This is a genomic window from Micromonospora phaseoli (assembly GCF_900109115.1).
GTDB lineage: Bacteria > Actinomycetota > Actinomycetes > Mycobacteriales > Micromonosporaceae > Micromonospora > Micromonospora phaseoli.
In genome coordinates this window covers 213,260-238,911 of sequence record NZ_FNYV01000005.1, presented here as the reverse complement: position 1 = coordinate 238,911, position 25,652 = coordinate 213,260, and the positions used below count along the sequence as shown (strand labels likewise).

The 25,652-nt window shown below is 72.8% G+C and carries 22 protein-coding genes; 10 read left to right on the top strand and 12 right to left on the bottom strand.

What is annotated here, in order from left to right:
• Positions 1–30 precede the first annotated feature (30 nt).
• From BMY89_RS15320 to BMY89_RS15310, 3 genes are all read right to left on the bottom strand, one after another.
• The gene (locus BMY89_RS15320) at positions 31–1,242 is read right to left on the bottom strand and encodes an MFS transporter (protein WP_092380640.1); all 1,212 of its coding nucleotides are present in this window, start codon (positions 1,240–1,242) and stop codon (positions 31–33) included.
• A gap of 81 nt (positions 1,243–1,323) precedes the next feature.
• Positions 1,324–2,079, bottom strand: coding sequence for an ABC transporter permease (locus tag BMY89_RS15315; RefSeq protein ID WP_092380639.1), 756 nt, complete (start codon positions 2,077–2,079; stop codon positions 1,324–1,326).
• An 18-nt stretch (positions 2,080–2,097) separates the two neighbouring features.
• Positions 2,098–3,057: an ATP-binding cassette domain-containing protein gene (locus BMY89_RS15310; protein WP_092380638.1), complete on the bottom strand. Its 960-nt coding sequence runs from the start codon at positions 3,055–3,057 to the stop codon at positions 2,098–2,100.
• 220 nt (positions 3,058–3,277) lie between these two features.
• Here BMY89_RS15310 and BMY89_RS15305 point away from each other — a divergent pair, with 220 nt between their 5' ends.
• Positions 3,278–5,029, top strand: coding sequence for an acetyl/propionyl/methylcrotonyl-CoA carboxylase subunit alpha (locus BMY89_RS15305; RefSeq protein ID WP_092380637.1), 1,752 nt, complete (start codon positions 3,278–3,280; stop codon positions 5,027–5,029).
• A 13-nt stretch (positions 5,030–5,042) separates the two neighbouring features.
• Here BMY89_RS15305 and BMY89_RS15300 read toward each other — a convergent pair whose 3' ends face one another.
• Positions 5,043–5,939 (bottom strand): LysR family transcriptional regulator ArgP, encoded by an 897-nt coding sequence (locus BMY89_RS15300; RefSeq protein WP_092380636.1) that lies wholly within the window; start codon positions 5,937–5,939, stop codon positions 5,043–5,045.
• A gap of 70 nt (positions 5,940–6,009) precedes the next feature.
• Between BMY89_RS15300 and BMY89_RS15295 the strand changes: the two genes are divergently transcribed.
• Both BMY89_RS15295 and BMY89_RS15290 read left to right on the top strand, forming a co-directional pair.
• Positions 6,010–6,606, top strand: coding sequence for a LysE/ArgO family amino acid transporter (locus tag BMY89_RS15295; RefSeq protein WP_092380635.1), 597 nt, complete (start codon positions 6,010–6,012; stop codon positions 6,604–6,606).
• 14 nt (positions 6,607–6,620) lie between these two features.
• Entirely contained in the window at positions 6,621–8,060 is a 1,440-nt protein-coding gene (locus tag BMY89_RS15290) for a GuaB1 family IMP dehydrogenase-related protein (RefSeq protein WP_092380634.1), read from the top strand.
• 122 nt (positions 8,061–8,182) lie between these two features.
• Here BMY89_RS15290 and BMY89_RS15285 read toward each other — a convergent pair whose 3' ends face one another.
• Positions 8,183–8,935, bottom strand: coding sequence for a TetR/AcrR family transcriptional regulator (locus BMY89_RS15285; protein ID WP_092380633.1), 753 nt, complete (start codon positions 8,933–8,935; stop codon positions 8,183–8,185).
• Positions 8,936–9,020: 85 nt separating this feature from the next.
• Between BMY89_RS15285 and BMY89_RS15280 the strand changes: the two genes are divergently transcribed.
• Entirely contained in the window at positions 9,021–9,464 is a 444-nt protein-coding gene (locus BMY89_RS15280) for a DoxX family protein (RefSeq protein WP_092380632.1), read from the top strand.
• Positions 9,465–9,542: 78 nt separating this feature from the next.
• On the opposite strand, the gene thrS is transcribed toward BMY89_RS15280, so the two are convergent.
• Positions 9,543–10,811: a threonine--tRNA ligase gene (gene thrS / locus BMY89_RS15275; RefSeq protein ID WP_307818715.1), complete on the bottom strand. Its 1,269-nt coding sequence runs from the start codon at positions 10,809–10,811 to the stop codon at positions 9,543–9,545.
• Positions 10,812–11,326: 515 nt separating this feature from the next.
• On the opposite strand from thrS, the gene BMY89_RS15270 reads away from it, so the two are divergent.
• Entirely contained in the window at positions 11,327–11,941 is a 615-nt protein-coding gene (locus BMY89_RS15270; protein ID WP_092380838.1) for a DedA family protein, read from the top strand.
• A gap of 128 nt (positions 11,942–12,069) precedes the next feature.
• On the top strand, positions 12,070–12,705 hold the full coding sequence (locus BMY89_RS15265; RefSeq protein WP_092380631.1) for a DUF998 domain-containing protein: 636 nt from the start codon (positions 12,070–12,072) through the stop codon (positions 12,703–12,705).
• On the opposite strand, the gene BMY89_RS15260 is transcribed toward BMY89_RS15265, so the two are convergent.
• Complete coding sequence (locus BMY89_RS15260) at positions 12,639–14,042, bottom strand: NAD(P)H-quinone dehydrogenase (protein ID WP_092380837.1); 1,404 nt, start codon at positions 14,040–14,042, stop codon at positions 12,639–12,641. The genes BMY89_RS15265 and BMY89_RS15260 overlap by 67 nt on opposite strands.
• Positions 14,043–14,148: 106 nt before the next feature.
• Between BMY89_RS15260 and BMY89_RS15255 the strand changes: the two genes are divergently transcribed.
• On the top strand, positions 14,149–14,604 hold the full coding sequence (locus BMY89_RS15255; RefSeq protein WP_092380630.1) for a gamma-glutamylcyclotransferase: 456 nt from the start codon (positions 14,149–14,151) through the stop codon (positions 14,602–14,604).
• A gap of 149 nt (positions 14,605–14,753) precedes the next feature.
• Here the strand turns inward: BMY89_RS15255 and BMY89_RS15250 are convergent, their stop codons facing one another.
• The 3 genes from BMY89_RS15250 to BMY89_RS15240 all read right to left on the bottom strand — a co-directional run bounded on the left by BMY89_RS15250 (position 14,754) and on the right by BMY89_RS15240 (position 17,165).
• Complete coding sequence (locus tag BMY89_RS15250) at positions 14,754–15,491, bottom strand: SCO6745 family protein (protein WP_092380629.1); 738 nt, start codon at positions 15,489–15,491, stop codon at positions 14,754–14,756.
• A gap of 101 nt (positions 15,492–15,592) precedes the next feature.
• Positions 15,593–16,528 (bottom strand): hypothetical protein, encoded by a 936-nt coding sequence (locus tag BMY89_RS15245; RefSeq protein ID WP_092380628.1) that lies wholly within the window; start codon positions 16,526–16,528, stop codon positions 15,593–15,595.
• A gap of 4 nt (positions 16,529–16,532) precedes the next feature.
• Positions 16,533–17,165: an MBL fold metallo-hydrolase gene (locus BMY89_RS15240; RefSeq protein WP_092380836.1), complete on the bottom strand. Its 633-nt coding sequence runs from the start codon at positions 17,163–17,165 to the stop codon at positions 16,533–16,535.
• A gap of 113 nt (positions 17,166–17,278) precedes the next feature.
• Between BMY89_RS15240 and BMY89_RS15235 the strand changes: the two genes are divergently transcribed.
• Positions 17,279–18,268: a DUF4349 domain-containing protein gene (locus tag BMY89_RS15235; RefSeq protein ID WP_092380627.1), complete on the top strand. Its 990-nt coding sequence runs from the start codon at positions 17,279–17,281 to the stop codon at positions 18,266–18,268.
• On the opposite strand, the gene BMY89_RS15230 is transcribed toward BMY89_RS15235, so the two are convergent.
• Positions 18,225–19,484 carry an amidohydrolase gene (locus tag BMY89_RS15230; RefSeq protein ID WP_092380626.1) on the bottom strand — a complete coding sequence of 420 codons (1,260 nt, stop codon included), beginning with the start codon at positions 19,482–19,484 and terminating at the stop codon, positions 18,225–18,227. The genes BMY89_RS15235 and BMY89_RS15230 overlap by 44 nt on opposite strands.
• Positions 19,485–19,958: 474 nt before the next feature.
• Complete coding sequence (locus tag BMY89_RS15225) at positions 19,959–21,539, bottom strand: acyl-CoA mutase large subunit family protein (RefSeq protein ID WP_092380625.1); 1,581 nt, start codon at positions 21,537–21,539, stop codon at positions 19,959–19,961.
• 205 nt (positions 21,540–21,744) lie between these two features.
• Here BMY89_RS15225 and BMY89_RS15220 point away from each other — a divergent pair, with 205 nt between their 5' ends.
• Positions 21,745–23,838: a serine/threonine-protein kinase gene (locus BMY89_RS15220; protein WP_092380624.1), complete on the top strand. Its 2,094-nt coding sequence runs from the start codon at positions 21,745–21,747 to the stop codon at positions 23,836–23,838.
• A 48-nt stretch (positions 23,839–23,886) separates the two neighbouring features.
• Positions 23,887–25,590: a phospho-sugar mutase gene (locus tag BMY89_RS15215; protein ID WP_092380623.1), complete on the top strand. Its 1,704-nt coding sequence runs from the start codon at positions 23,887–23,889 to the stop codon at positions 25,588–25,590.
• Positions 25,591–25,652: the final 62 nt, after the last annotated feature.

Sequence of the window (25,652 nt, the reverse complement as noted above, 5' to 3'; positions counted from 1 at the left end):
GGACTGCACTGCCCGGGCCGGCGTGCCGCGTCAGGCCGGTGCCGGAGCCGGCCGCTCGACGGGCACCGGCGTCGGCAGGGCACGGCCGAGCCGTACCGCGAGCAGCATGGCCGCCGCGATGAAACCCGGCAGCAGCAGGAACGCCAGGTGCGGTCCGACGCCGTCGGCCACCCAGCCGAGCGCGACCGGCGCGATCCCGAAACCGACCCCCATGGAGTACGCGGACCAGCCGGCCGCCTGGTCCGTGGCGTCACCGGCGACGGCGAGGGCCAGCGAGATGGCCAGCGGGTAGTGCAGTGCGTTGCCGAGCCCCAGGATCACCAGACCGACGACCGCCAACCAGCCCACCGACGCCGCCCAGAACACCGCGAATCCTGCCAGGGACAGCCCCAGCGCGGCGAGCAGGAGCGGTACCGGCCGGAGACGTAGTGCGACGCGTCCGCCGACGAGGCGGCCGACGAACATGCCGCACACGATGGCGGCCACCGCAGCCGACGCCGCGCCGGGGGCCATCCCTGCGTGCATTCGGAGTACATCGGCGGCCCACAGCGACAGGCACACCTCGATCGAACCGGTGACCGCCATCAGCATCCACGCGATCCAGTACGCCCGGGGTAGCCGCCGGGTCGTCCGGGGCAGTGGTCCACGTGGCCGGGGAGCCGCGACAGCGGTGGCGGCCTTCGGTCCGCGCACGCGGATGGTCAGCGCGACGAGGGCGACCAACGCGATAAGGGCGACCACGACGGCCATCGCCGGCCGCCAGCCCCAGCCGGCGTTCACGCTGAGGCCGATCAGCAGCGGGGCGAGGATCCCCATTCCGGCGCAGGCGGCGTTGGCCTCGGCGAGCGCGGCCGGCGCGGCCGGCCCGTGCCGGGCGGTGAGCACCACGTTCACGCCGCTGATCACCAGCGTGCCGGCGACGGCGATGACCATGACGACGGCGATCGTGGCGGGCAGCGCCCGCAGCATGGTGAGCGCGGCCACGGCGGTCGCCACGCCGGCCAACCCGACCCAGATCGTCGGTTTCCGGCCGAGCCGTCGGGCGATCGGGGCGAACAGCGCGCCGCCGGCCAGCGCGCCGACCGCGAGGCCGGTGCTGTGCAGCCCGGCGACGGCCGCCGTGGTGCCCTGCTCGTCACGCAGCAGCGGTACCACCGGCCCGAAGCCGTAGAGGAAGAAGCCCCAGAGCCCGAGCTGGGCGTACGCCAGCCAGGTGATCCGGTCATGGGTGAGGCGGGGCACGCTCCTTACGCTACAAGCGGGTGACGGCCGCCCCGTTCACGGTGAGAGCCAGCTCTCGTTCTCCGCGAGCCGATCAGCAACTCAGCGGACGCTGCGGGCGAACTGGCGGGCCGCCCAGTAGACGCCGGCGGCCGCGAGCACCGCGATGATGGTCAGCCCCTGCCACACCCGGTCGTTGCCGATGTCCCCGTTGAACAGCGCGCGGGTGCCGTCGACCGCCCAGGAGAACGGGTTCCACTTGGCGACGCCCTGCAACCAACCGGGGGCGAAGGCGAGCGGCAGCAGGATGCCGGAGAGCAGCAGTACCGGCTGGGCAACGGTGTTCATCAGCGGGGCCAGGGCGTCCTCGCTCTTGACCTTGAGGGCGACGCCGTAGGAGACCGCCGAGGTCATCAGCGCGATCAGGGCGAGCATCAGGAACGCCAGCAGCAGGTCGCCGATGAACACGCGCAGGTCGAACAGGAGCGCGAGCAGCGTGATGATGACCGCCTGCGCCAGCAGCGACACGACGTCGCGCAGAGAGCGGCCGAGCAGCAGGGCGAGCCGGCTGACCGGGGTGACCCGGGATCGCTCGATGACCCCGGCCCGCAACTCGGCGATCAGGCCGAAGCCCTGGAACAGGCCACCGAAGATGGCCAGCAGCACCAGCAGGCCGGGCACGAAGATCTTGTACGCCTCGGCCTGGGTGGGTGCGCCCAGCGCGGGTTTGAGCAGTGGCGCGAAGAGGAGCAGGTACATCACTGGCTGGAAGACGCCGACGAAGACCCACACGGGATTGCGTAGCAGCAGGTGCAGTTGCCGCTGGAAGATCAGCCAGGTGTCGCGGGCGAGCTTCATCAGATCTCCTGGTCGGGGTCAGGACTCGCGCAGCGAGCGGCCGGTCTTGGTGAGGAAGACGTCGTCGAGACTCGGGCGGTGCAACTCGATCGACTTCAGGTCGAGCCCGGCACCGTCGATCCGGCGCAGGATCCGGGGAATGGCGGTGGCTCCGTCGTCGACGAAGAGCCGCAGGCCGCCCTCCTCCAGGGTCTCCAGCCGGTTCACGTACTCCTCGCCGTCGAGCAGCTTCTCGGCCTCACCGGTGGCGACCACGTCCAGGCCGACCTGCACCACGTCGCCGGAGATCTCCCGCTTGAGGTCGGTCGGCGTCCCCTCGGCGACCAACTCGCCGTGATCCATGATCGCGATGCGGTCGCAGAGCGCGTCGGCCTCGTCCAGGTAGTGGGTGGTGATGAAGACGGTCATCCCGTCGGCGCGCAGCCGTCGGATCTCGTCCCACATGTGTGCCCGGCTCTGCGGGTCGAGCCCGGTGGTGGGCTCGTCCAGGAAGACGATCTTCGGCTCGTGGATGATGCCGAGCGCGATCTCGACCCGGCGCCGCTGGCCGCCGGAGTAGGTCTTGCACTTGCGGTCGGCGAACTCGGTGAGCTGGAACGCCTCCAGCGCGCGGGCGGCCCGGCGGTGCGCCTCGGTTTTGCCGATGCCGTACATCCGGGCCTGGAGCACCAACTCCTCACGGGCGGTGGACTCGTCCCAGGTGCTGCCGCCCTGGGCCACGTAGCCGATTCGGCGGCGCACCTCACCCGGATCCTTGAGCAGGTCGGCGCCGGCGATGGTGGCCTGGCCGCCGTCGGGCTCGATCAGCGTGGCCAGCATCCGCAGGGTGGTGGTCTTGCCAGCGCCGTTCGGGCCGAGGAATCCGAAGATCTCGCTGGCCGGGACGTCCAGGTCGACGCCGCGTACCGCCTCGACGGTCTTCGTCTCCCGACCGGCCCGACTGCGGAACGACTTCCGCAGTCCTCTGGTCTCGATCATTGCAGCCCGCTGGTCTCGATCATTTGCCACTCCCGCTCGCGCTCCCCCGACGACGGCCTTCGTCGGCCATCATCGTCACCGGCAGTTGACCACATCGGTACGACACCACGCCGCCGTCGACCTGGCGCAACAGTGCGCCATCCCACACTGAGCGATCGTTAGGGCCGCCAGGACGGCCGATAAACTCCCGGTCAGTAACCCGCCGGGAGGAGCCACCAAGGTGCGCAAGGTACTCATCGCCAACCGGGGCGAGATCGCCGTCCGGGTCATCCGCGCCTGCCAGGACGCCGGCCTCGGCAGCGTCGCGGTGTACGCGGACTCCGACCGCGATGCCCTGCATGCCACGCTCGCCGACGAAGCGTACGCGCTGGGCGGTGACACCGCTGCGGATTCCTACCTGCGCATCGACAAGCTGATCGAGGTGGCCGCCCGCTCCGGCGCCGACGCGGTGCACCCCGGGTACGGCTTCCTCGCCGAGAACGCCGACTTCGCCCAGGCGGTCATCGACTCCGGCCTGACCTGGATCGGCCCCACCCCGCAGGCGATCCGCGACCTCGGTGACAAGGTCACCGCCCGGCACATCGCCCAGCGGGCCGGCGCTCCCCTGGTGCCCGGCACCGCCGAGCCGGTCGCCGGCCCCGACGAGGTGACGGCCTTCGCCGTCGACCACGGACTGCCGGTGGCGATCAAGGCGGCCTTCGGCGGCGGCGGGCGCGGGCTGAAGGTGGCCCGCACGATGGCGGAGATCCCGCAGCTGTTCGAGTCGGCCACCCGCGAGGCGGTCGCCGCGTTCGGCCGGGGCGAGTGCTTCGTCGAGCGGTACCTCGACCAGCCGCGTCACGTCGAGGCGCAGGTCCTGGCCGACCAGCACGGCGGTGTGATCGTGGTGGGCACCCGGGACTGCTCGTTGCAGCGCCGGCACCAGAAGCTGGTCGAGGAGGCGCCCGCGCCGTTCCTCACCGCCGCGCAGCGGGCTCAGATCCACGACAGCGCCAAGGCGATCTGCCGGGAGGCCGGCTACCACGGTGCCGGCACGGTGGAATACCTGGTGGGCAACGACGGCACCATTTCCTTCCTGGAGGTCAATACCCGGCTGCAGGTGGAGCACCCGGTCACCGAGGAGACCGCCGGCATCGACCTGGTACGCGAGCAGTTCCGCATCGCCGACGGCGAGAAGCTGCGGTTCACCGAGGACCCGACGCCGCGTGGACACTCCATCGAGTTCCGGATCAACGGTGAGGACCCGGGCCGCAACTTCCTGCCCGCCCCCGGCACGGTCACCGCGCTGCGGCTGCCCACCGGCCCCGGGGTGCGGGTGGACACCGGCATCTCGGCCGGTGACGTGATCGGCGGCAACTTCGACTCCCTGCTGGCCAAGCTGATCGTCACCGGTGAGACCCGGACCGAGGCGCTGGAGCGGGCCCGCCGGGCGCTGGACGAGATGGTGGTCGAGGGGATGGCAACCGCGCTGCCGTTCCACCGTCTGGTGGTGCGCGATCCGGCGTTCACCGCCGAGCCGTTCAGCGTGCACACCCGGTGGATCGAGACCGAGTTCGACAACACCGTGCCGCCGTTCACCGCCGTCGCCGGGGCCCTCGCGGGCCCGGCCGAGCGCGAGACCGTTGTGGTGGAGGTGGCCGGCAAGCGCCTGGAGGTCAGCCTGCCCGCCGGCCTCGGCGCCGGTACGGCCAGCGCCGCGCCGGCCGCGAGGAAACCCGTGCGGCGCGGTGGCGGTGCCACCGCCGGCGCGGCGGCGAGTGGGGACGCGCTCGCCTCCCCGATGCAGGGCACCATCGTGAAGATCGCGGTCGCCGACGGGGACACCGTCGCCGAGGGCGACCTCGTCGTGGTGCTGGAGGCCATGAAGATGGAGCAGCCGTTGTACGCGCACAAGGCGGGCACGGTCAGCGGCCTCTCGGCCGAGGTGGGCGCGGTGATCACCTCCGGCGCCGCCATCTGCACCATCGCCTGAGGGGTAGCACGGTTCAGCGGAGGGCTTCGGCGGCGACGGCGCAGACGGCGGTGGTCACCGCGGTCAGCACCGGCGAGTCGAGCCGCCAGTGCTGCCAGTAGAGCGGTACGTCCAGCACCCGGCCGGGCGCGACGTCCACGCACCGGCCGGCGGCCAGGTCGGCGTCGGCGATCTGCTCGGCCACCAGCCCCCAGCCCAGCCCGAGCCGGATCGCCTCGTTGAACGCCGGCACCGACGGCACGTAGTGCACCGGCGGGTCGAGAGCCCGTCCGGTCACCGAACGCATGAACCGGTGCTGTATCCGGTCCTTGCGGTCGAAGACGATCACCGGCGCCGCGGCGAACGCCGGCCGGGTTCCGCCGGCGGCGAACCACCGCTGCACCATCCCTGGTGCGGCCAACGCCCGGTAGCGCATCGCGCCGAGACGGCGTACCCGGCAGCCCTGCACCGCCTCGCGTTGTGCGGTCACCGCGGCCGTCACCACGCCGCCGCGCAGCAGCTCCGCGGTGTGGTCCTGGTCGTCCTGCCGGAGGTCGAAGGAGAGTTCCGGCGCTTCGGGCAGGCGGGCCAGCGCGGACGGGAACCAGGTGGCGAGCGAGTCGGCGTTGACCACGATGGCGACCCGGGTACGTCCCCGGTCACCGCCGAGCGGCCCTCGGGCGTCGGCCAGCGCCTCCCGCTCCAGCAGGGCGAACTGGCCGGCCAGGCGCAGCAACGGGCGGCCGGCCTCGGTGGCGTCGCACGGCCGGTGCCGGCGGACCAGCACCTGCCCGACGGTCTCCTCCAGCGCCTTGATCCGCTGGCTGACCGCCGAGGGCGTGACGTGCAGCAGTCGTGCCGCCGCCTCGAAGCTGCCCTCCGCGACCACCGCCGCGAGCGTACGCAGCTGGGTGGAGTCGAGACCGTTCATGCAGCTCAGCTTAACCAGGGCAAGAATCTTTAGCTGGACTGATCCATTCGGGCGCTTCTAACGTCGACACATGCTCACCTCGGCCGTTGCCGGCTTCTCACTCTCCATCGCCCTCATCGTCGCCATCGGCGCCCAGAATGCCTTCGTGCTGCGCCAGGGACTGCGCCGGGAGCACGTGGTGCCGGTCGTGCTCACCTGCGCACTCTCCGACGCGCTGCTGATCGGCGTGGGCATCGCCGGGGTCGGCTCGGTGGTGGCCGGACGGCCCGACCTGGTCACCGCGATCCGCTGGGGCGGTGCGGCCTTCCTCCTCGGGTACGCGGCACTCGCCGCCCGCCGTGCGCTGCGGCCCGCCGCGCTCACGCCGGCCGACCGACCGCCGGTCCGGCTCGGCCCGACGCTGCTGGCCTGCCTGGCCTTCACATACCTCAACCCGCACGTCTACCTCGACACCGTGCTGCTGCTCGGCGGTATCGCCCAGCAGCATCCGCACCGCTGGCTGTTCGGCCTCGGCGCGGCGGCGGCCAGCGTGCTGTGGTTCACCGCGCTCGGTGCGGGCGCGTACCGGCTCGCCCCGCTGCTCGCGCGTACCCGGGTCTGGCAGGTCCTCGACGGCGTGATCGCGGTGGTGATGGTCGCAGTGGCCGTGGCTCTGCTGCTCGGTTGAGCAATGATGGCCGGGTGCGGTTCCTCAATGGCGCGACTCCCGCGTACGACCTGACCTACAACGACGTGTTCATGGCCCCGGCCCGTTCGGAGGTGGGTTCGCGGCTCGATGTCGACCTGGCCACCGGCGACGGCACGGGCACCACCATCCCGCTGGTGGTGGCGAACATGACGGCGGTCGCCGGCCGGCGGATGGCCGAGACGGTGGCCCGGCGTGGCGGCATCGCGGTGATCCCGCAGGACATTCCGATCGACGTGGTGGCCGAGGTCGTCGCCTGGGTCAAGCAGCGGCACCTGGTGCACGACACCGCGATCGCGCTGGGCCCGACCGACACCGTCGGCGACGCCATCCACCTGCTGCCCAAGCGGGCGTACGGCGCGGTGATCGTGGTCGACGAGGCCGGCCGGCCGATGGGCGTGGTGACCGAGGCCGACACCGTCGGCGTGGACCGCTTCGCCCAGCTGCGGCACGTGATGTCGACCGAGCTGCACACCGTGCCGGTCGACGCGGACCCGCGTACCGGCTTCGACCGGCTCTCCGCCGGACGGCGCCGGTTGGCGCCCGTCGTCGACGGCGAGGGACGGCTGGTCGGCGTGCTGACCCGGCCCGGCGCGCTGCGGGCGACGCTCTACCGGCCGGCGGTGGACGACCTCGGTCGGCTGCGCATCGCGGCGGCGGTGGGCATCAACGGTGACGTCGCCGGCAAGGCGAAGGCCCTGCTCGAGGCGGGAGCGGACACCCTGGTCGTGGACACCGCGCACGGCCACCAGGAGCGGATGATCTCCGCCCTGCGGACCGTACGGGGTCTCGACCCGGCGGTGCCGGTGGCCGCCGGCAATGTGGTCACCGCCGACGGGGTACGCGACCTGGTCGAGGCGGGTGCCGACATCATCAAGGTCGGCGTCGGGCCGGGCGCGATGTGCACCACCCGGATGATGACCGGGGTGGGCCGGCCACAGTTCTCGGCGGTGCTCGACTGCGCGGCGGCCGCCCGCGAGCTGGGCCGCCACGTGTGGGCCGACGGTGGGGTACGGCATCCCCGGGACGTGGCGCTGGCGCTGGCCGCCGGGGCGTCGAACGTGATGATCGGCTCCTGGTTCGCCGGCACCTACGAGTCTCCCGGTGACCTCTACACCGACGAGGAGGGCCGACGCTACAAGGAGAGCTTCGGGATGGCCTCGGCGCGGGCGGTCAGCGCGCGGACCGCCGAGGACAGCCCCTACGACCGCGCCCGCAAGGCGATCTTCGAGGAGGGCATCTCGTCGGCCCGGATGTACCTGGACCCGACCCGACCGGGGGTGGAGGACCTGATCGACGAGATCATCTCGGGGGTGCGCAGCGCGTTCACCTACGCCGGTGCGCGCAGCCTGGACGAGTTCCACGAGCGGGTGCTGGTCGGTGTGCAGAGCACGGCCGGTTACACCGAGGGGATGCCGCTGCCGACCAGTTGGTGACGGGTCGCGGGCAGCGGCTGGCGTGATTCGACTCCCGTTCCGCCGGTCTGGCGGCGTCCCCCGGCTCGGATGCCACCGTTCCGCCGAAACGGAGGTGATCACGCGCGGGGGCGTCGCGATACTCAGTTGGGGTCCGGCGCGGGGATGAAGACGCGCCGGATCACCGTCCGGGCGGCCTCGCCCGGGTCGTCGCCCACCCCGGCGGGCAGCGCGCCGGCCAGCCAGAGCGTGGCGAAGCCGTGCACGATCGACCAGGCGGCCAGCACGTCGCCCTGCGGCCCGTCCAAGCCGCCAGGTCGGTCGGCCGCATCGCGGGGTCGGTCGGCCGCATCGCGGGGTCGGTCGGCCGCATCGCGGGGTCGGTCGGCCGCATCGCGGGGTCGGTCGGCCCCATCGGCGGACCGGTCGGCGGTGCCCGGATGAGCGGCGGTGCCCGGGCGGGATTCGGGCAGGGTCGGCTGGGCCGGCAGGGCCGGCAGGGTCGCCACCCCGGCGCGCAGGGCGGCACCGGCCCGCTCCCGGGCGGCCCTGACCTCGGCGGCGTCGGCCCGGTAGAGGTCGGGTTGGAACATCACCTCGAAGTGCGCGCGATGCCGGACGGCGAAGTCGACGTACGCCACGCCGAGATCCAGCAGCTCGCCGCCGGCCCCGTCGAGCGCCTCGGCGAGCGAGTCGAAGCCCTGCACCGCGAGCGCGGTGAACAGGCCGGCCCGATCGCCGAAGTGGTGCGCCGGTGCGGCGTGCGAGACGCCGGCCCGGCGGGCCAGTTCGCGCAGGCTCAGCGCTGCCGGGCCTGATTCCTCGATCGCCGTCACCGCCACGTCGAGCAGGGCGCGGCGCAGGTCACCGTGGTGGTAGCCGCGGGTGCCGGTCATCACCAGACCATATCTTGCCGTTGACAAGATTCGCCACCAGGGCCAATCTTGTCACTGACATGATTGGTGTTCGAGGAGGTACCCGATGGCTCCACTGATCGCTCTGGTGGCCGGCACCGTGCTCGCCCGGCTGGCTGGCCTGGCCGGGGTGACCGCACTCGACGGCTGGCACCCGGCGCTGCGGGTCGGGTTGGCCCTGATGTTCGTGCTGACCGGGACGGCGCACTTCGCCGGCCGGCGGCGGGACCTGGTCGCGATGGTCCCGCCCCGACTGCCCCGCCCGGAGCTGCTGGTCACCGTGACCGGCGTACTGGAACTCGTCGGCGCGGTCGGGCTGCTCGTGCCGGCCACCGCCCGCTGGGCCGCCGCCGGGCTGGCTGTGCTGATGCTCGCGATGTTCCCGGCCAACGTCTCCGCCGCCCGCCGCGGGCTCACCCTGGCCGGGCGCCCGGTCACCCCGCTCGGAATCCGTACCGTGCTCCAGGTCGTCTTCCTTGCCGCCGCCGTCGCGGTCGCGGTCGGACCGTGAGCCCCGCGTGACCCGGCAGCAGCCGCCTGACCAGCCACGATCGGGGCCGGCCTGGTGGACGCGACGGCGACCTCGGCCTCAGCCGGGCGGCAGCAGGTCGCCGGAGCGGGCGGCCACCACCGCGTTCACCAGGCCGATCACCTCCGCCACCGGCAGCGGCTCCAGTGCCCGTCCGTCGCGCAGCCGCAGCGCCGCCCGGCCGTCGGCCGCCTCCCGCGCACCCACCACCGCGGCGTACGGGATCCGTCGGCGGGCCGCGTCACGGACCCGGGCACCGAGCGATCCGCCATGGTCCACCTCGACCCGCAGCCCCGCCTCGGTGGCCCGCCGGGCCAGGTCGACGGCCGCGCCGGCCTGACCGTCGCCGACCGGCAGGACCACCATCTGCACGGGGGCGTACCAGGCCGGGAAGGCTCCCTGATGCACCTCGATCAGATAGGCGAGGAGTCGCTCCATGCTGCCGACGAGGCTGCGGTGCACCATCACCGGCCGCCGCCGCACCCCGCCCGAGTCGTGGTACGACAGGTCGAACCGCTCCGGCTTGTCGAAGTCGAGCTGCACGGTGGAGATGGTCAGCTCCCGCCCGGCGGCGTCCAGCACCTGAATGTCGATCTTCGGGCCGTAGAAGGCGGCCTCGCCGGGCGCATCGGTGTAGGTCACCTGATCGAGTGCGGCGCGGAGCAGCTCCTCGGCCCGGGCCCATTCCGCGTCGTCGCCCACGTACTTCTCCCCCGGGCCGCGCCGCGACAGCCGGACGCCCGCCGGACGCACCCCGAGCGCGGCGTGCGCCGCGCGGATCAGCCCGAGGATCTCCGACACCTCCTGGCCGACCTGCTCCAGGGCACAGAAGTTGTGTGCGTCGTTGAGGGTGATGGCGCGTACCCGGGACAATCCGCCGAGCACCCCCGAACGCTCCGCCCGGTACATGCCGCCGATCTCGGCCACCCGCATCGGCAGGTCCCGGTAGGAGCGCCCACGGGCGCGGTACACCAGTGCGTGGTGCGGGCAGAGCGCCGGACGCAGCACCAGCTCGTCGTCGGCCTCGCCGAGCCGCATCGGCGGGAACATCTCGGCGGCGAAGTAGCCGAGATGCCCCGAGATCTCGAACAGTTCGCGCCGGCCCAGCGGTGGGGTGCACACATGCTGGTAGCCGGCCCGGCGCTCCAGGTCACGTAGGTACTCCTCGATCGCGTGCCGGGCAGCGGCGCCAGCCGGCAGCCAGATCGGCAGGCCGGCACCGGCGAGCGGGTCGGTGGCGAAGAGGTCCAGGTCCCGGCCGAGCCGGCGGTGGTCGATCATGTCGCGCTCCTTGGCGGTACGCCCCGACGCGACCCACCCACGACGCACGACGGCCCCGGGCGGATCGCCCGGGGCCTCGGTAGACGGAAGACGTCAGTGCGGCGCGCCAGGCTTCCCCGGCGTCGTCGTCAGCACCGCACCACACATGCCGCGACCGTACCCCCACCCCATGCGCCGCCGCACCTCGTTAACCGGGCGGCCTGGACGCCGTCCGCGCCTGATGCTCAGGCAGCGACCGGTGGATTCCCGCAGGGGGTGGGTGCCGGGCCGCTGGCACGGGACCTGCCAGCGGCCCGGCGGCGGCCCGGGCATCAGGAACGGGGGACCTGACGCTCACCGGGCCGCGCGCCGACAACGGTACGCTGCCGGAAGACGATCTGGCGACCGTCCACGGCCAACCACCCTCGTCGATATCCCGTGGTCGGGTGGGTTCCCTCCGGTACTTTCGTCCCCGTCGAGGCGAGGTGTCGCTGGTCACGGCCGACCGGGGCAGGTCAGGGTGACGCCGGACACGCCGTCAGGATCGGAATGTTCCGATCGGAGAAGTCCGCGAGGTGGCGCAGGTGCCCGAACTACTCACCCAGGTGGCGTCACCGGGCCTGGCGTACCTCGCGCTGTTCGGCCTGCTGCTCGTGGACGCCTTCCTGCCGGTGGTGCCCACCCAACTGCTGATGCTCACCGGCGGTGCGCTCACCGTCTACGGCGGGTTGAGCCTGCCGTGGACCGTCGCCGCCGGAGCGCTCGGCGTGTTCGCCGGAGACCTGGCCTGCTATCTGCTCGGCCGCAGTGCACCGGGACGGCGGCCACCCCGGCCGGTGGGCGCTGGCCGTACCCGGCGGATGGCCGGCCGGGTCAGCCGGGGCCTGCGCCGATCCGGGCCGATGACGATCCTGCTCTGCCGTTTCGTGCCCGGTGGCCGGATGGCGGCCTGCTTCGCCGCCGGCCGCAGCCGGTACCCGCTGCGGTTCTTCCTGCCCTATGCCAGCGTCGCGGCGGTGGCCTGGGCGTCCTACGGCGGGCTGCTCGGGCACCTGGGCGGCGCGGCGCTGACCGGCTCCACCTGGCAGATGGTGGCGATCGCGGCGATGGCCGCCGCCGGCTTCGCGCTGACCGGCTGGGCGCTCGCCCTGCTCGCCGCCCGGCTGACCCGTACCCCCACCGGGACGCCCGCCGACTGAACGGACCGGCGGGCGCTCACCCGGACCCGGCCAGGGAAAGGCCCGATCATCGGTAGGGGTGGTCCCTGGGATTGATTTCGGTGCTCCTCCCGGATCCGCCTGGGGTGTCATCGGCGACAGGCTGGGGCATGCCTGGAAACCGGAACAGCGGCGTACTGGCCCTCGGCGGGATCGCCGTCGCGGCGTTGCTCGCGATCGTCGGACACCTGGGCGTGGACGGCCTGGACCCGGTCAGCCTGACCGTCAGCGACTACGCCGTCTCCGACTCCGGCGGGATCATCCACGTGGCCATGCTCCTGCTCGCCGCCGCCTCCGCCGTGCTCATCCCGGCCCTGCGCCAGCTCGGCCATCGGGGACGGGTTGCCGAGGGGATGCTGGCTGTCTGGGCGGGCGGGCTACTGGTGTCGGGGCTGGTGCCGACGAACCCGCCCGGCACCGAGATGGGCACCGCCGCCTACGTGCACCGGTACGCCTCGGTGGTCGCCTTCGTGGCGCTGCCGATCGCCGGCTGGCTGCTCGCCGCCCGGCTTCCCACCGACGCCCGCGTCCGCCTCGGCCTACGCGCCCTGACCCTGGCCAGCCTGCTGCTGGCCGCCGCCATGGTCTGGTCCGCCTACCCCGGGGACCGCGCCTTCTACGGCCTGATCGAGCGCGCCCTCATCCTCACCGAGGTAGCCCTCCTGACCCTCATCGCCGCTTACTCGAGTTCGTGGAGCATCAGTTGGCGGGCGGCTTCGCTGATGGAGCCGGAGAGGCTCGGGTAGATGGTGATGGTCTGGGCCAGCTCGTTGACGGTGAGGTTGTTCTCGACCGCCATGGTGATCGGCAGGATCAGCTCGCTGGCCTTGGGGGCCACCACCACGCCGCCGATCACCTGGCCGCTGGCCGGGCGGCAGAACAGCTTGACGAAACCGTCGGCGATCTCGTCCATCTTCGCCCGGGCGTTGCCGCCCAGCGGCAGCATCACCTGCCGCGCCGGCACCTTACCCGCGTCCACCTCGTCCTGCGAGACGCCGACGGTGGCCAGCTCCGGGTCGGTGAAGACGTTGGCCGCGACGGTACGCAGCCGCAGCGGCCGGACCGCCTCGCCGAGCGCGTGCCACATCGCGATCCGGCCCTGCATGGCGGCGACGCTGGCCAGCGGCAGCACTCCCGTGCAGTCGCCGGCCGCGTAGATGCCGGACACGTTGGTCCGGGAGACCCGGTCCACCGTCACGTACCCGCCCCGGGCCAGCTCGACGCCGTACTCGGCCAGGCCCAGCTCGGCGGTGTTGGGGATCGAGCCGACCGCGATCAGCGCGTGCGAGCCGTACGCCTTGCGGCCGTCGGAGAGCTCGACCTCGACGCCCCTGTCGGTGCGGCGGACGCTCTCGGCGCGGGAGTTGTTCAGGATGCTCATGCCCCGGGCCCGGAAGACCCGTTCGATCGACTGGGCGGCGTCGGCGTCCTCGTGCGGCATCACCCGGTCCCGGCTGGAGACCAGGGTCACCTCGACCCCCATCGCCAGGTACGCGCTGGCGAACTCGGCGCCGGTCACACCGGAGCCGACGACGATCAGATGCTCCGGCAGTTCGGGCAGGTCGTACACCTGCCGCCAGGTCAGGATGCGCTCGCCGTCGGGTACGGCGGTGGGCAGCTGGCGGGGGGTGGCGCCGGTGGCGATCAACACCGTGCCGGCGTCGATCGCGTAGGCCGCCTCCTCGCCGTCCGGCGTGACGATCACGCGGTGGGTGTGACCGAGCGCGTCCTCGCCGAGTCGGGCCCGACCCGCGACGAAGGTGACCCCGGCCTTGAGCAGCTTGGCGTGGATGTCGGCGGACTGCGCCAGGGCGAGCCGCTTGACCCGCTCGTTGACCGTGCGGGCGTCGACCGTGACGGCCTCCAGGCCGTCGGAGTGCACCCCGAACACCTCGGTGTCGCGGTACCCGGTCACCACCTCGGAACTGGCGATGAACGTCTTGGACGGTACGCAGTCGGACAGTACGCAGGCACCGCCGGCGCCGTCGGTCTCCACGACGGTGACGTCGGCGCCCAACTGGGCGGCCACCAGCGCCGCCTCGTAGCCCGCCGGCCCTCCGCCGATGATCACGATCCGGCTCACCACGACCGCCCTTCGTCCATGCTCACAGTGACTTTCTTCTCCCCGACGCGTCCGACACGCACCGTCGTATTCTCCCCCACCCACCGGCCGGGCTATCGTCATCGCCGTGCGTCACTACGCCGCCTACGGCTCGAACCTGGACCCCGCTCGGATGCGGGCCTACTGCCCGCACTCCCCGATGGTCGGCATCGGCTGGCTGGAGGGCTGGCGGCTCACCTTCGCCGGTGAGGACGTGATCGGCTGGGAGGGCGCGGTCAGCACCGTGGTCGAGTCTCCCGGCGACCGGGTGTTCGTGGCGCTCTACGACATCCACCCGTACGACGCGGCCCAGCTGGACGAGATCGAGGGCGTCACCGCCGGCACGTACCGGAAGCTGACCGTCCGCATCTCGACGCTGGACGGCGAGGTGACCGCCTGGGTCTACGTCTTCGACGGCTACGAGGGTGGCCTGCCCACCTCGTGGTACCTGTCGGAGATCGCGAACGCCGCCGAGAAGGCGGGCGCGCCCGACGACTACGTCACCGAACTGCGGTCCCGCCCCACCGGCACCGCATCGGCGTAGCGCGTCTCCCACGCCCCCAGTCTGCTACCGGCCGCCATCGCGGCAGGCGGCGACCCCGGCCCTGAGGGGTTCCATCACAGCTCGGCCCCTCCTCAGGCCGCACCGACGCCCCGCGCCGACGGCCACCGGACGCCCCTGCGCTGGCCGTCTCAGCGCTGGGTGTGCGCCCGCGCGACGGCCAGCAGCTCGACCAGTTCGGCTCCGTCGACCGGGCCGAGCGCCACGAACGCGGGCGCGACGAGACGGTCGGTCACCGCTTCGGCCCACAGCCGCCGCCGCACCAGCGGCCCGACCGCCGGGTACGGCGGCGGCCAGCCACAGGCCATCGCGCCGTTCGCACCCTCCGGGCCGGCCAGCACCGCCTCCAGCGGAGTCATCCCGCTGGCCCGTACGGCGACCAGGTGGGCGCCGGTGAAGTGTTCCCGCATCAGGCGCAGCCCGACGGCGACCCGGGCACCGGGGCTGCCGGCGTCCGACGGCATGGCCCGCCAGGCCGCGAAGAGTGGCATGGCGCTGGCGTCGGCGGCCGCGACGGCCTGTTCCACCAGCGCCGCGAGCCGGTCGACGCGGGGCAGGTCGGCCAGGGTCTCCTCGCCCCACCGAACGCACTCGGCCAGGCTGGCGGCGGCCACCTCGGAGGGTCGTACCGTGCGGGTGGCGGCGTCCCAGCCGTCGGCCACGGCCTCGGGGGCGATGAACCCGAGGGCGGCGGCCACCGTCTCGGCCCGTACGTCACCCAGCGCGCCGGCCCGCCCCGTGATGTAGAACGCCCAGCCGGAGATGCCGAGCAGCCGCGCCCGACGCAGCGTGGTGGGGCACCGGTTGTACTCCTCGCCGAGCGCGAGCACCGCCGGTTTGCTGGCCGTGGCGACCTGCTCCGGCGTCATCCCTCGCCGTCCGTGCGGGATCCGACCGAAGGTCTGGCCGTGCGGGATCCGACCGAAGGTCCGGCCGTGCGGGATCCGACCGAAGGTCCGTCCATGAGGGATCAGTCTGCCGGGCTGTCGCTCTCCTCGGCATCCCCCTGTTCGGCGTCCAACGCCTCCATCGCGGCCTCGACCTCGCCGCTGCGGCGTCGGGCGACGCTGGCGGCGCGCTCGGCGGCACGACGGGCCAGCCGGGAGCGGCTGAGTTCCTGCTCGGCGATGGCCCGACGGCGTTCCAGCTCGGCCAGCTCCGTCTCGACGGCGTCCAGGGCGGCAGCTCCGTCGCGTTCGGCCGCCACCGCGTCGGCCAGCTCCGTCTCGGCCCGCTCCTGGTCGGTACGCGCCCGCGCCAGCTCCTTCGCCACCGCCTTACGGCGCCGGGCCCGATCGGCTCGGGCGGCCCGCTCGGCCTGCTCGGCACGGAGCGCGCCCCGATCCGGCACCCGTTGTCGGGCCGGCGCGGCGGCCGGCGGCTCCTCCCCACCGGTGACCAGGCGCAGTTGTGGCCGGGGCACCTCGCCGAACCCGGCGTAGTGGACCGACCGCAGCAGCCGCCCCGAGCGCACCTGTTCGGCCACATCCACGTCGGAGAGGGCGGCGTTGAGGGTCGCCTCGACCTCGGCCAGCGGCAGCTTCCCGCCCGACGGGCCACCCTCGGCGTCGGCGGCGAGCCGGCGTACCTCGGCGACGAGCGCGCCCACGACGGCCCGCCGCTGCGCGGACAGCTCCCGTAGGCGGGGACCGCGCAGCTCGCGCTGGGCCTCGCGGAGGGATTCGGCCAGCTGCGTCAGGTCGGCCACCAGCTCCGGTCGTTCGAGGGCGAGCAGGTTGACCAGCCAGGCGGCCACGGTGGGCCGGCGAAGCCGGGCGATCTCGCGGGCGGTACGCGGGTCGCCGGCACGGCGGGCCTGCGCGGCTGCGGTGTCCCGGACGGTGACGAACTTATCCGGTGGCGTGCGGTAGAGCTGCTCGACGAGATCGGACGGTGGGCCGGACATCGGCTCAGCCGTCGATCCGGCTGCCCGGCTCCAGGCGCTGGTACTCGCTGCCGGACAGGGCGGCGTACTGCCGGTCGAGCACCCCGTAGCCGTTGCCGTTGAGCAGAGCGTCGTGCAGCGCGAAGACCCGGCGCGGGGCCACCGCCCGGATGAAGTCGACCACTTCGGAGAACTTCGACCAGGGCGCGTGTATCGGGGCGAACAGCGTGTCTACCTGGACGTCGTCCGGAACGAACAGGGCGTCGCCCGGGTGGTAGACGACGTCGTTCAGGAGGTAGCCGAGGTTGTCGATCACCGGAATGTCAGGGTGGATCACCGCGTGCCGGCCCCCGTGGGCGCGTACCGGGACACCGGCGGCGGTGAACGACTCCCCCGGGGTCACCGGACGCAGCGCCTGCGCCGCGTCGCCGAGAGTACCGGCCAGTGCCGCCGGGCCGTGGATGACGAACGGGCGTCGCTCCAGTTGGCGGTTGACCACCTCGACATCGAGGTGGTCCGGGTGCTCGTGGGTGATCAGCACCGCGTCGGCGCCGTCCAGCGCCACCGCCGACTCGCTGAACACCCCGGGATCGACGACCAGCACTCCACCGTCGTGCTCGACCCGCAAACACGAGTGGGCGTACTTGGTGAGCCGCATCGTGATGCCTCCCATATCGAATCGTGACGTCCTGAGCGCAGTCTGCCGGAACCCGTGTGGTGGCGCGTGACGTCCGAGCTATCGCCCACCCGGGCTGAGGAAGGGGAACGGGGATGACGAAGGACAGAGCCAGCCGTCGCGGATCCGCGGCGGTGGCCGCGCTGGTGGCGCTGCTGGTGCTCGCCGGCTGCGGGAGTGGCCGCGGCGGAGACGACTCGGGGGCGGCGGGCACAGCGGCCGACGCCGTTGCCCCGGCCCAGGAGGGTGCCGCCGCAGCGCCCGGCGAGGTCGCCGCGCCCGGCAAGGCCCAGGCTGGTGCCGGTGCGGCGACGGACACCCGGGTCGACCAACGGGCCATCATCTACACCGGATCGATCCGGGTGAAGGTGGACGATGTGGAGACCGCCGCACGGGACGCCGTCGCCGCGGCCACCCGGGCCGGCGGCTTCGTCGGCGGGGACCAGCGCCGCAGTGCCGACGCCGACGCGGTCGCCGAGTTGCAGCTACGGGTGCCGGCGGACCGCTTCTACGCGGTCGTGGAGGATCTGGCCGGCCTCGGCCGCCAGGAGCGCCGCGAGATCGACACCCAGGACGTCACCGAGGAGACCATCGACCTCGACGCCCGGATCACCAGCCAGCGGGCCCGGGTGGAGAGCGCACGGCGGCTGCTCGCCCAGGCCACGTCGATCAGTGACCTGGTGTCGGTGGAGAACGAGCTGGCCCGCCGGGAGGCCGACCTCGCCTCGTTGGAGGCGAAGAAGCGCCGGCTGGGCGACCTGACCGCACTGTCCACCATCACCGTCACCCTGGTGGGGCCGGACGCGAGCACCGCCGACGAGGAGAACCAGATCGGCTTCATGGTCGGGCTCAGTGGCGGCTGGAAGGTCTTCCTGGCCTCGATGACCGTGCTGTTCACCGTGCTCGGGGCGGTCCTGCCGTGGCTGCTGGTGTTCGGCGTACCGCTGGGGGCCCTGTGGTGGCTGAGCCGTCGGCGCCGCCGCAGCCGGCCCGTGGAGCCGGCCCTCGTCGCGCCGGCCGGCACGCCGCCACCGCCGGGTGTCAGCGCACCGCCGCCAGTGCCTGGAGCGCGGTCTGCACCATGAGCCGTACGCCCGCCGGGATGGCGCGTTCGTCCACGTCGAACGATGCCCGGTGCAGGTCCACGTTCGGCCCGGAGCGGCCGACCCCGAGCCGGGCCAGGGCACCGGGGACGTACTCCAGATACCAGGAGAAGTCCTCGCCGCCCATGCTCTGCGGGGTCTCCGCGACGCCCTCCGGGCCGAGCGCGGCGGTGGTGGCCGCGGTCAGTACCCCGATCGCCCGCGCGTCGTTGCAGACCGGCGGGCGCCCGCGCAGGTACTCCAGGTCGACCGTGGCCCCGGTCGGGGCGATGACGTCCCGGACGACCTGAGAGACGATCTTCGGGGCCGATTCCCAGGCGTCGCGGTCCATCACCCGCAGCGTGCCGGAGGCGGACGCCTCGGACGGGATGACGTTGTACCGGGTGCCGGCGGAGGCGTGGCCGAAGACGAGCAGCAGCCCGCTGTTCGCCGGTACCCGGCGGCTGACCAGGGCGGGCACCTCGGTGATCAGCCGGCCGAGCGCGTCGACCAGGTCGACGGTCAGGTGCGGGCGGGCGGTGTGGCCACCCGGCCCGGTGAGCCGGACGGTGACGTTGTCGGCGGCGGCGGTGATCGGCCCGACCCGCAGGCCCACCTGTCCGACGGGCAGGTTGGGGTCGCAGTGCAGCGCGAAGATCTGCGTGACGTCGTCGAGACCGCCGGCCTCGATCACCTCCAGCGAGCCGCAGGGCAGGATCTCCTCGGCGGGCTGGAAGATCAGTCGGACCCGGCCGGGCAGCTCACCCAGGTCGGCGAGCTGCGCGAGCAGCATGCCGACGCCCAGCATGACCGTGGTGTGCACGTCGTGGCCGCAGGCGTGGCAGACCCCGTCGACCGTGGAGCGGTACGGCACGTCCTTGACGTCGGTAAGCGGCAGCGCGTCGATGTCGGCGCGTAGCGCGATCACCGGCCCGTCCGGGCGGCCGTTGATGTCGCAGATGACCCCGTTGCCCTTGGGCAGCAGTCGTGGGTGCAGCCCGGCCAGGGTGAGTTCCCGGGCGACCAGGGCGGCCGTCTCGAACTCCGCGCCGGACAGTTCCGGATGCGAGTGGATGTGACGGCGCGTGGCGATCAGGCCGGGTACCCGGAGGGCGAGCAAATGATCCAGCTCGAAGGGTAGGGGCAGGGAACCGGACGGCCCCGCCGGCCAGGACGGCGCCAGCTGGTTGCCGGTAGGCATCGTCAACGCACTCGTCACGTCGAATTCTCTTCGATCACTAGAAATGGATGGATCATCGGGAACAGCAGACAGCGTAGACCCCCGACGGTGACTCTGCGCAACCTCGTTCCGGTGATGGTCGGACCGCACAGCGTCACGTATGCCCTGCTGAGAGCGCCCGTAGGTGTGCGGGACAGCAGGTAGATCGCGTTCGAACGCCACCATCCGCCCCTCACCTCCTACAACGCGTAATCGTGTCTCGGGCGCGAGAATCTCTTCGAAACCCATCGCCGTCGTTCCGAATTGTCGCATTAGTCGCGCCAATGAACTGACGGTACGACAATTACCCGACGACGCTCGGCGACAGACACCCGAGGACGTTCACATGTTCGGACGTCATCCGACCGCACAACATGTGCGTCCGTGTGATCACGGGAAGCGGAATACCCGGGGACCGGCCGGTCGACACGCTGCGCGACCGGTGGGCGTGAACGGGCAGGCGCGACGGCGGCCTCAGAAGCGGTCGGTGGGGCGGTACCGGCCCCAGACCTCGCGCAGCGCGCCGCACACCTCACCCACGGTGGCCCGCTCGCGCAGGGCCGCCTTCATCGGGTGGAGCACGTTGGAGGTGCCCGAGGCGGCCGTACGCAACTCGGCCAGGGCCCGCTGCACGGCGGCCGTGTCCCGCTCGGCCCGCAGCTTGGCCAGCCGCTCGGCCTGCGCCGCCTCGATGGTCGGGTCCACCCGCAGCGGCTCGTAGGGCTCCTCCGCGTCGATGGTGAACCGGTTGAGCCCGACCACCACCCGCTCCCCCGAGTCGATCTCCTGCGCGATGCCGTACGCGGACTGCTCGATCTCCCGCTTCTGGAAGCCGGCCTCGATCGCGTCCACCGCCGATCCGTGCTCGAAGACCCGGGCCATCAGCGCGTCCGCCGCCGCCTCGATCTCGGCGGTCATCGCCTCCACCACGTAGGACCCGGCGAACGGGTCCACCGTGGCGGTCAGGTCCGTCTCGTACGCCAGCACCTGCTGGGTACGCAGCGCCAGCCGGGCCGCCTTCTCGGTGGGCAGGGCGATCGCCTCGTCGAAGCTGTTGGTGTGCAGCGACTGGGTGCCACCGAGCACCGCGCCGAGCCCCTGCACCGCGACCCGGACCAGGTTCACCTCGGGCTGCTGGGCGGTCAACTGCACGCCCGCGGTCTGGGTGTGGAAGCGCAGCATCAGCGACTTGGGGTTGCGCGCCCCGAACTCGTCGCGCATCAGCCGGGCCCAGATCCGCCGGGCGGCCCGGAACTTCGCCACCTCCTCCAGCAGGGTGGTGCGGGCGACGAAGAAGAACGACAGCCGGGGGGCGAAGTCGTCCACGGCCAGCCCGGCGGCGATCGCGGCCCGGACGTACTCCACGCCGTTGGCCAGCGTGAACGCGATCTCCTGCACCGGCGTGGCCCCGGCCTCGGCCATGTGGTACCCGGAAATGGAGATCGTGTTCCACTTCGGCACCTCGCTCCGGCAGTAGCCGAACGTGTCGGCGACCAGCCGCAGCGAGGGCTTCGGCGGAAAGATGTACGTGCCCCGGGCGATGTACTCCTTGAGGATGTCGTTCTGGATGGTGCCGTTGAGCGCCGAGCCCGGCACCCCGTTCTCCTCGGCGACGAGCTGGTAGAGCAGCAGCAGCACGGAGCCGGGCGCGTTGATCGTCATCGAGGTGGAGACCTTGTCCAGCGGGATGCCGGCGAAGAGCAGCCGCATGTCCTCGATGGAGTCGATGGCCACGCCGACCTTGCCCACCTCGCCGTGCGCGATCGGGTCGTCGGAGTCGTACCCCATCTGGGTCGGCAGGTCGAAGGCGACCGAGAGACCCATCGTGCCGGCCCGCAACAACTGGTGGTAACGCGCGTTGGACTCGGTGGCGGTGCCGAATCCGGCGTACTGGCGCATGGTCCACGGTCGGGAGGTGTACATGGTGGGATAGACCCCGCGGGTGTACGGGAACTCTCCCGGCGAGCCCAGCCGGGAATCCAGGTCTCCGGGGAGGTCGGCCGCCGTGTAGACGCCCTTGATCGGGAAACCGGATTCGCTTGACCGTTCGCTCATTACCGGATGGTAGGACGGCCAGGGCGGGTTCCGGGTGAGGGATACCGCACACCACGCCGCCAAGCAGCGACAAGAGGTGAGTACCCGCACACGTACCGTCGAGTAACGGAAACGTCCGCCGCGCCGGCTTTCGCATCGGGCGTCTGAACCAGCAAGATAGGGGGGTTGTGTCCCAGCCCTCTCGACTTCCCCCGGTGGCATTTCTGTGACTCAGATCCCGACGTGGAGCGGCGGACCAGTCAGCATCCCCACCAACGGACGCGCGACGATCGGCACCGTCATCGGTGACCGCTACTCGCTGCGCTCCACGGTGGGCAACGGTGGCATGGGCACGGTGTGGCGGGCCACAGACACACTGCTGCGCCGTGACGTGGCGGTCAAGGAGGTCGTCCTCCCGCCGGGCCTGGCCCCGAGCGACCGCGACGCGATGTACGAACGCACCCTGCGCGAGGCCCGCGCCGCCGCCGCCATCGCCCACCCGGCCGTCGTGCAGGTGTACGACGTGGTCACCGAGGGCGGCCGGCCGTGGATCGTGATGGAGCTGCTCGACGCCCGCAGCCTCGCGGACATGGTGATCGAGGACGGGCCGGTCGCCCAGCGGGTCGTCGCCAAGATCGGCATCGCGCTGCTCGGCGCGCTCGAGGTGGCGCACGCGATCGGGGTGCTGCACCGCGACGTCAAGCCCGCCAACGTGCTGATCTGCTCGGACGGCCGCTGCGTGCTGACCGACTTCGGCGTCGCCCGGATGCCCACCGACGTGCAGCTCACCACCCCGGGCATGGTGCTCGGCTCGCCGCACTTCATCTCGCCCGAACGCGCCATGGGGCAGGAGTTCGGCCCGCCCAGCGACCTGTTCTCCCTCGGTGTGACCCTCTACACGGCGGTAGAGGGCCGGCCGCCCTTCGACCGGGGCGATCCGATCGAGACGATGCACGCGGTGGTCGAGGACCCACCGGCCCCGCCGCAGCGCAGTGGCGCGCTGACCCGGGTGCTGATGGGCCTGCTGGAGAAGGACCCGGCCCGCCGGCTGGACGTGCACACCGCCCGCGCCATGCTGCGCGAGCTGCTGGCCGGCCCGCTGAGCAATGCCGCCGCCGGGGTCAACTCGATGACCGACCAGTACTCGGTGATGCCGGTGCCGCAGCCCGCGCCGATCAGCGCGCCGGCCGCGCCGCCGAAGGCCAACCTCTCCGGACAGATCGGCGGCCGGGCGATGCTCGGCCCCGGCGAGTCGCTGACCGACCGGCTGGCCGCGCTGCGCCGTGGCGAGCGCCCCGGTCAGGGCGCGGTGGCCGGCGCCAGCGCGATGGAGGACACCAGCGCCCACGCGCTGGCCCGGCCCCAACGGCAGGGTGCCGCGATGTCCCCGCCCGGTGGCCGCACCTACGGCGGCGGTGGCGAGGCCACCCAGCGCATCGGGGCCGACGCCAACGCCACCCAGCGGATCGGCGCGGACGCCACCCAGCACATCGGCGGCGCGGACGCCACCCAGCGGATCGGCGGCGCCGACGCCACCCAGCGGGTCAGTGCCGGGGCGTACGGCTTCGGCGGTCAGCCGGACGCGACCCAGCAGCTCGGCGGCTACGGCGCCGCACAGTGGCCGGCCGCGCCCAGCCAGCCGTACGGCACCCGGCCCGCAGAGTCCGGCGGCAGCAGCCCACTCGACCGGGCGAAGGCCGCCGGCACCCGGGCGGTCGGCACGGTGAAGGGCTGGCCGCGCAAGATGCAGCTGGCCGCGGCCGGTGGCCTGGCGGTGCTGCTGCTGATCAGCATCGTGGCGCTCTCCGGTGGCGACGACTCGCCGCCGGCCACCCCGGTAGCCGACCCGTCCAACTCCGCCGACGCGGGCCCGGCCATCGAGATGCAGGAACACTCGGCGCGCGGGGTGCAATTGCTGGTGCCCAAGGGTTGGAAGCGGGCAACTGGCGGCGTCTACATCGACTACACCGACCCGGAGGACAGCGGCCGTCGGGTGCGCATCCTCAACGAGAAGTGGAGCGGCTCCTCGACCCGCTGGGCGGAGGTCGCCGAAAACGGTCTCAAGACCCGGTCGACGTCGTGCGTCAAGCCGTACACCCAGATCTCCATGGCGGAGAAGGAGTTGGCCGGCAAGCCGTCGGCCGAGTTCGAGTACACCTGCGGCGAGGGCGACACCATGCGGCACGGCGTGTGGCACGGGGTGGCCCACGACGGCCGGATCTACTCGTTCTACCTCACCTCGAACGACTCCCGCTTCGACGAGAGCAAGCCGATCTACGACGAGATGTTGAAGTCGTTCCAGCTCACCTCCGCCGGCTGAGCCAGGGGACACGTCCGCGGTGATCCGCCGTCGTGCTATCAAGAGGCAATGGCGGCGCAGACCACTGACATCGACACCATCCGCGAGCGGGCCGAACGCTGGCTCGCCGACGACCCTGACCCGGCCGGTCGGGCGGAGCTGCGGGCGGTGCTCGACCAGCTGCCGGGCAGCGCGGCGGAGCTGGCCGACCGCTTCGCCGGGCCGCTGACCTTCGGCACCGCCGGGCTGCGCGGGCCGCTGCGGGCCGGCCCCAACGGGATGAACCTCGCGGTGGTCACCCAGGCCGCCGCCGGGCTGGTCGGCTGGCTCGCGGCCCAGGGCGGCACCGGCCCGCTGGTGATCGGGTACGACGCCCGGCGCGGCTCGCACGAGTTCGCCCAGCAGACCGCCCGGGTGGCCACCGGCGCGGGACGCCCCGCGCTGCTGCTGCCCCGCCCGCTGCCCACCCCGGTGCTCGCGTACGCGGTGCGACAGCTGGGCGCGGTCGCCGGGGTGATGGTGACCGCCAGCCACAACCCGCCGCAGGACAACGGCTACAAGGTGTACCTCGGTGCCGAGCTGGGCGGGGAACTGGGCGCCGGCGCGCAGATCGTGCCGCCGGCCGACGCCGGCATCGAGGCGGCCATCCGCGCGGTCGGCCCGCTGGCGCAGGTGCCGCTCGGCCCCGCCGGTCAGGTGCTCGGCGACGACATCGTCGCCGGATACGTGGCGCGGGCGATCGAGGTCATCTCGCCGGGCGGCCCCCGGGACCTGGCCGTGGCGTACACCCCGCTGCACGGCGTCGGCGCGGCGGTGCTCACCGCAGCCTTCGTCGCCGCCGGCTTCCCCATGCCCGGCGTGGTGCCGGACCAGGCCGAGCCGGACCCGGACTTCCCGACCGTCAGCTTCCCCAACCCGGAGGAGCCGGGCGCGGTGGACCGGCTGGTCGCGCTCGCCGACCGCACCGCCGCCGACCTGGCCATCGCCAACGACCCCGACGCCGACCGCTGCGCGGTGGCGGTCCGGACCGCGCCCACCGGGCCGGACGGCGCCGCGGGAGCGGACGGGCGCCCGGGCTGGCGGATGTTGCGCGGGGACGAGGTGGGTGTGCTGCTCGCCGACCACCTGATGCGGCGCGGGGTGACCGGCCTCTACGCCACCACCATCGTCTCCTCGTCGCTGCTGCGGGCCATGTGTGCCGCCCGGGGTCTGCCGTACGACGAGACGTTGACCGGGTTCAAGTGGATCGTGCGGGCCGGCGGTGGGGCCGAGCCGCTGGTGTTCGGCTACGAGGAGGCGCTCGGCTACTGCGTCGCCCCGGACCACGTCCGGGACAAGGACGGCATCACCGCCGCGCTGACCGTCGCCGAGCTGGCCGCCGACCTCAAGACCCAGGGCCGCACCCTCACCGACCGGCTGGACGAGTTGGCCGCCGAATTCGGCGTGCACCACACCGACCAGCTCTCGGTACGCGTGGACGACCTGCGGCTGATCACCGACGCGATGGCCCGGATCCGGGCGGCCACCCCGAGCACGCTGCTCGGTCAGCCGGTCACCGAGGCACAGGATCTGCTGCCGGACGCCGACGTGGTGATCCTGCGTACCGACGCTGCCCGGGTGGTGATCCGCCCCTCCGGCACCGAACCGAAGCTCAAGGCGTACCTCGAAGTGATGGAGCCGGTCACCGGCGGGGACGTCGCGGCGGCGCGTGCCCGCGCGGCGAGCGCCGTAGCCGCCTTGCGCGCCGAAGTAGCGCACGCCCTGGGCATGTAAGGGGGGCCGAGCGCACGCCGGCATCGCGGGCCCGCCGCGTACGGGGCCCGAGACTCCGCGCG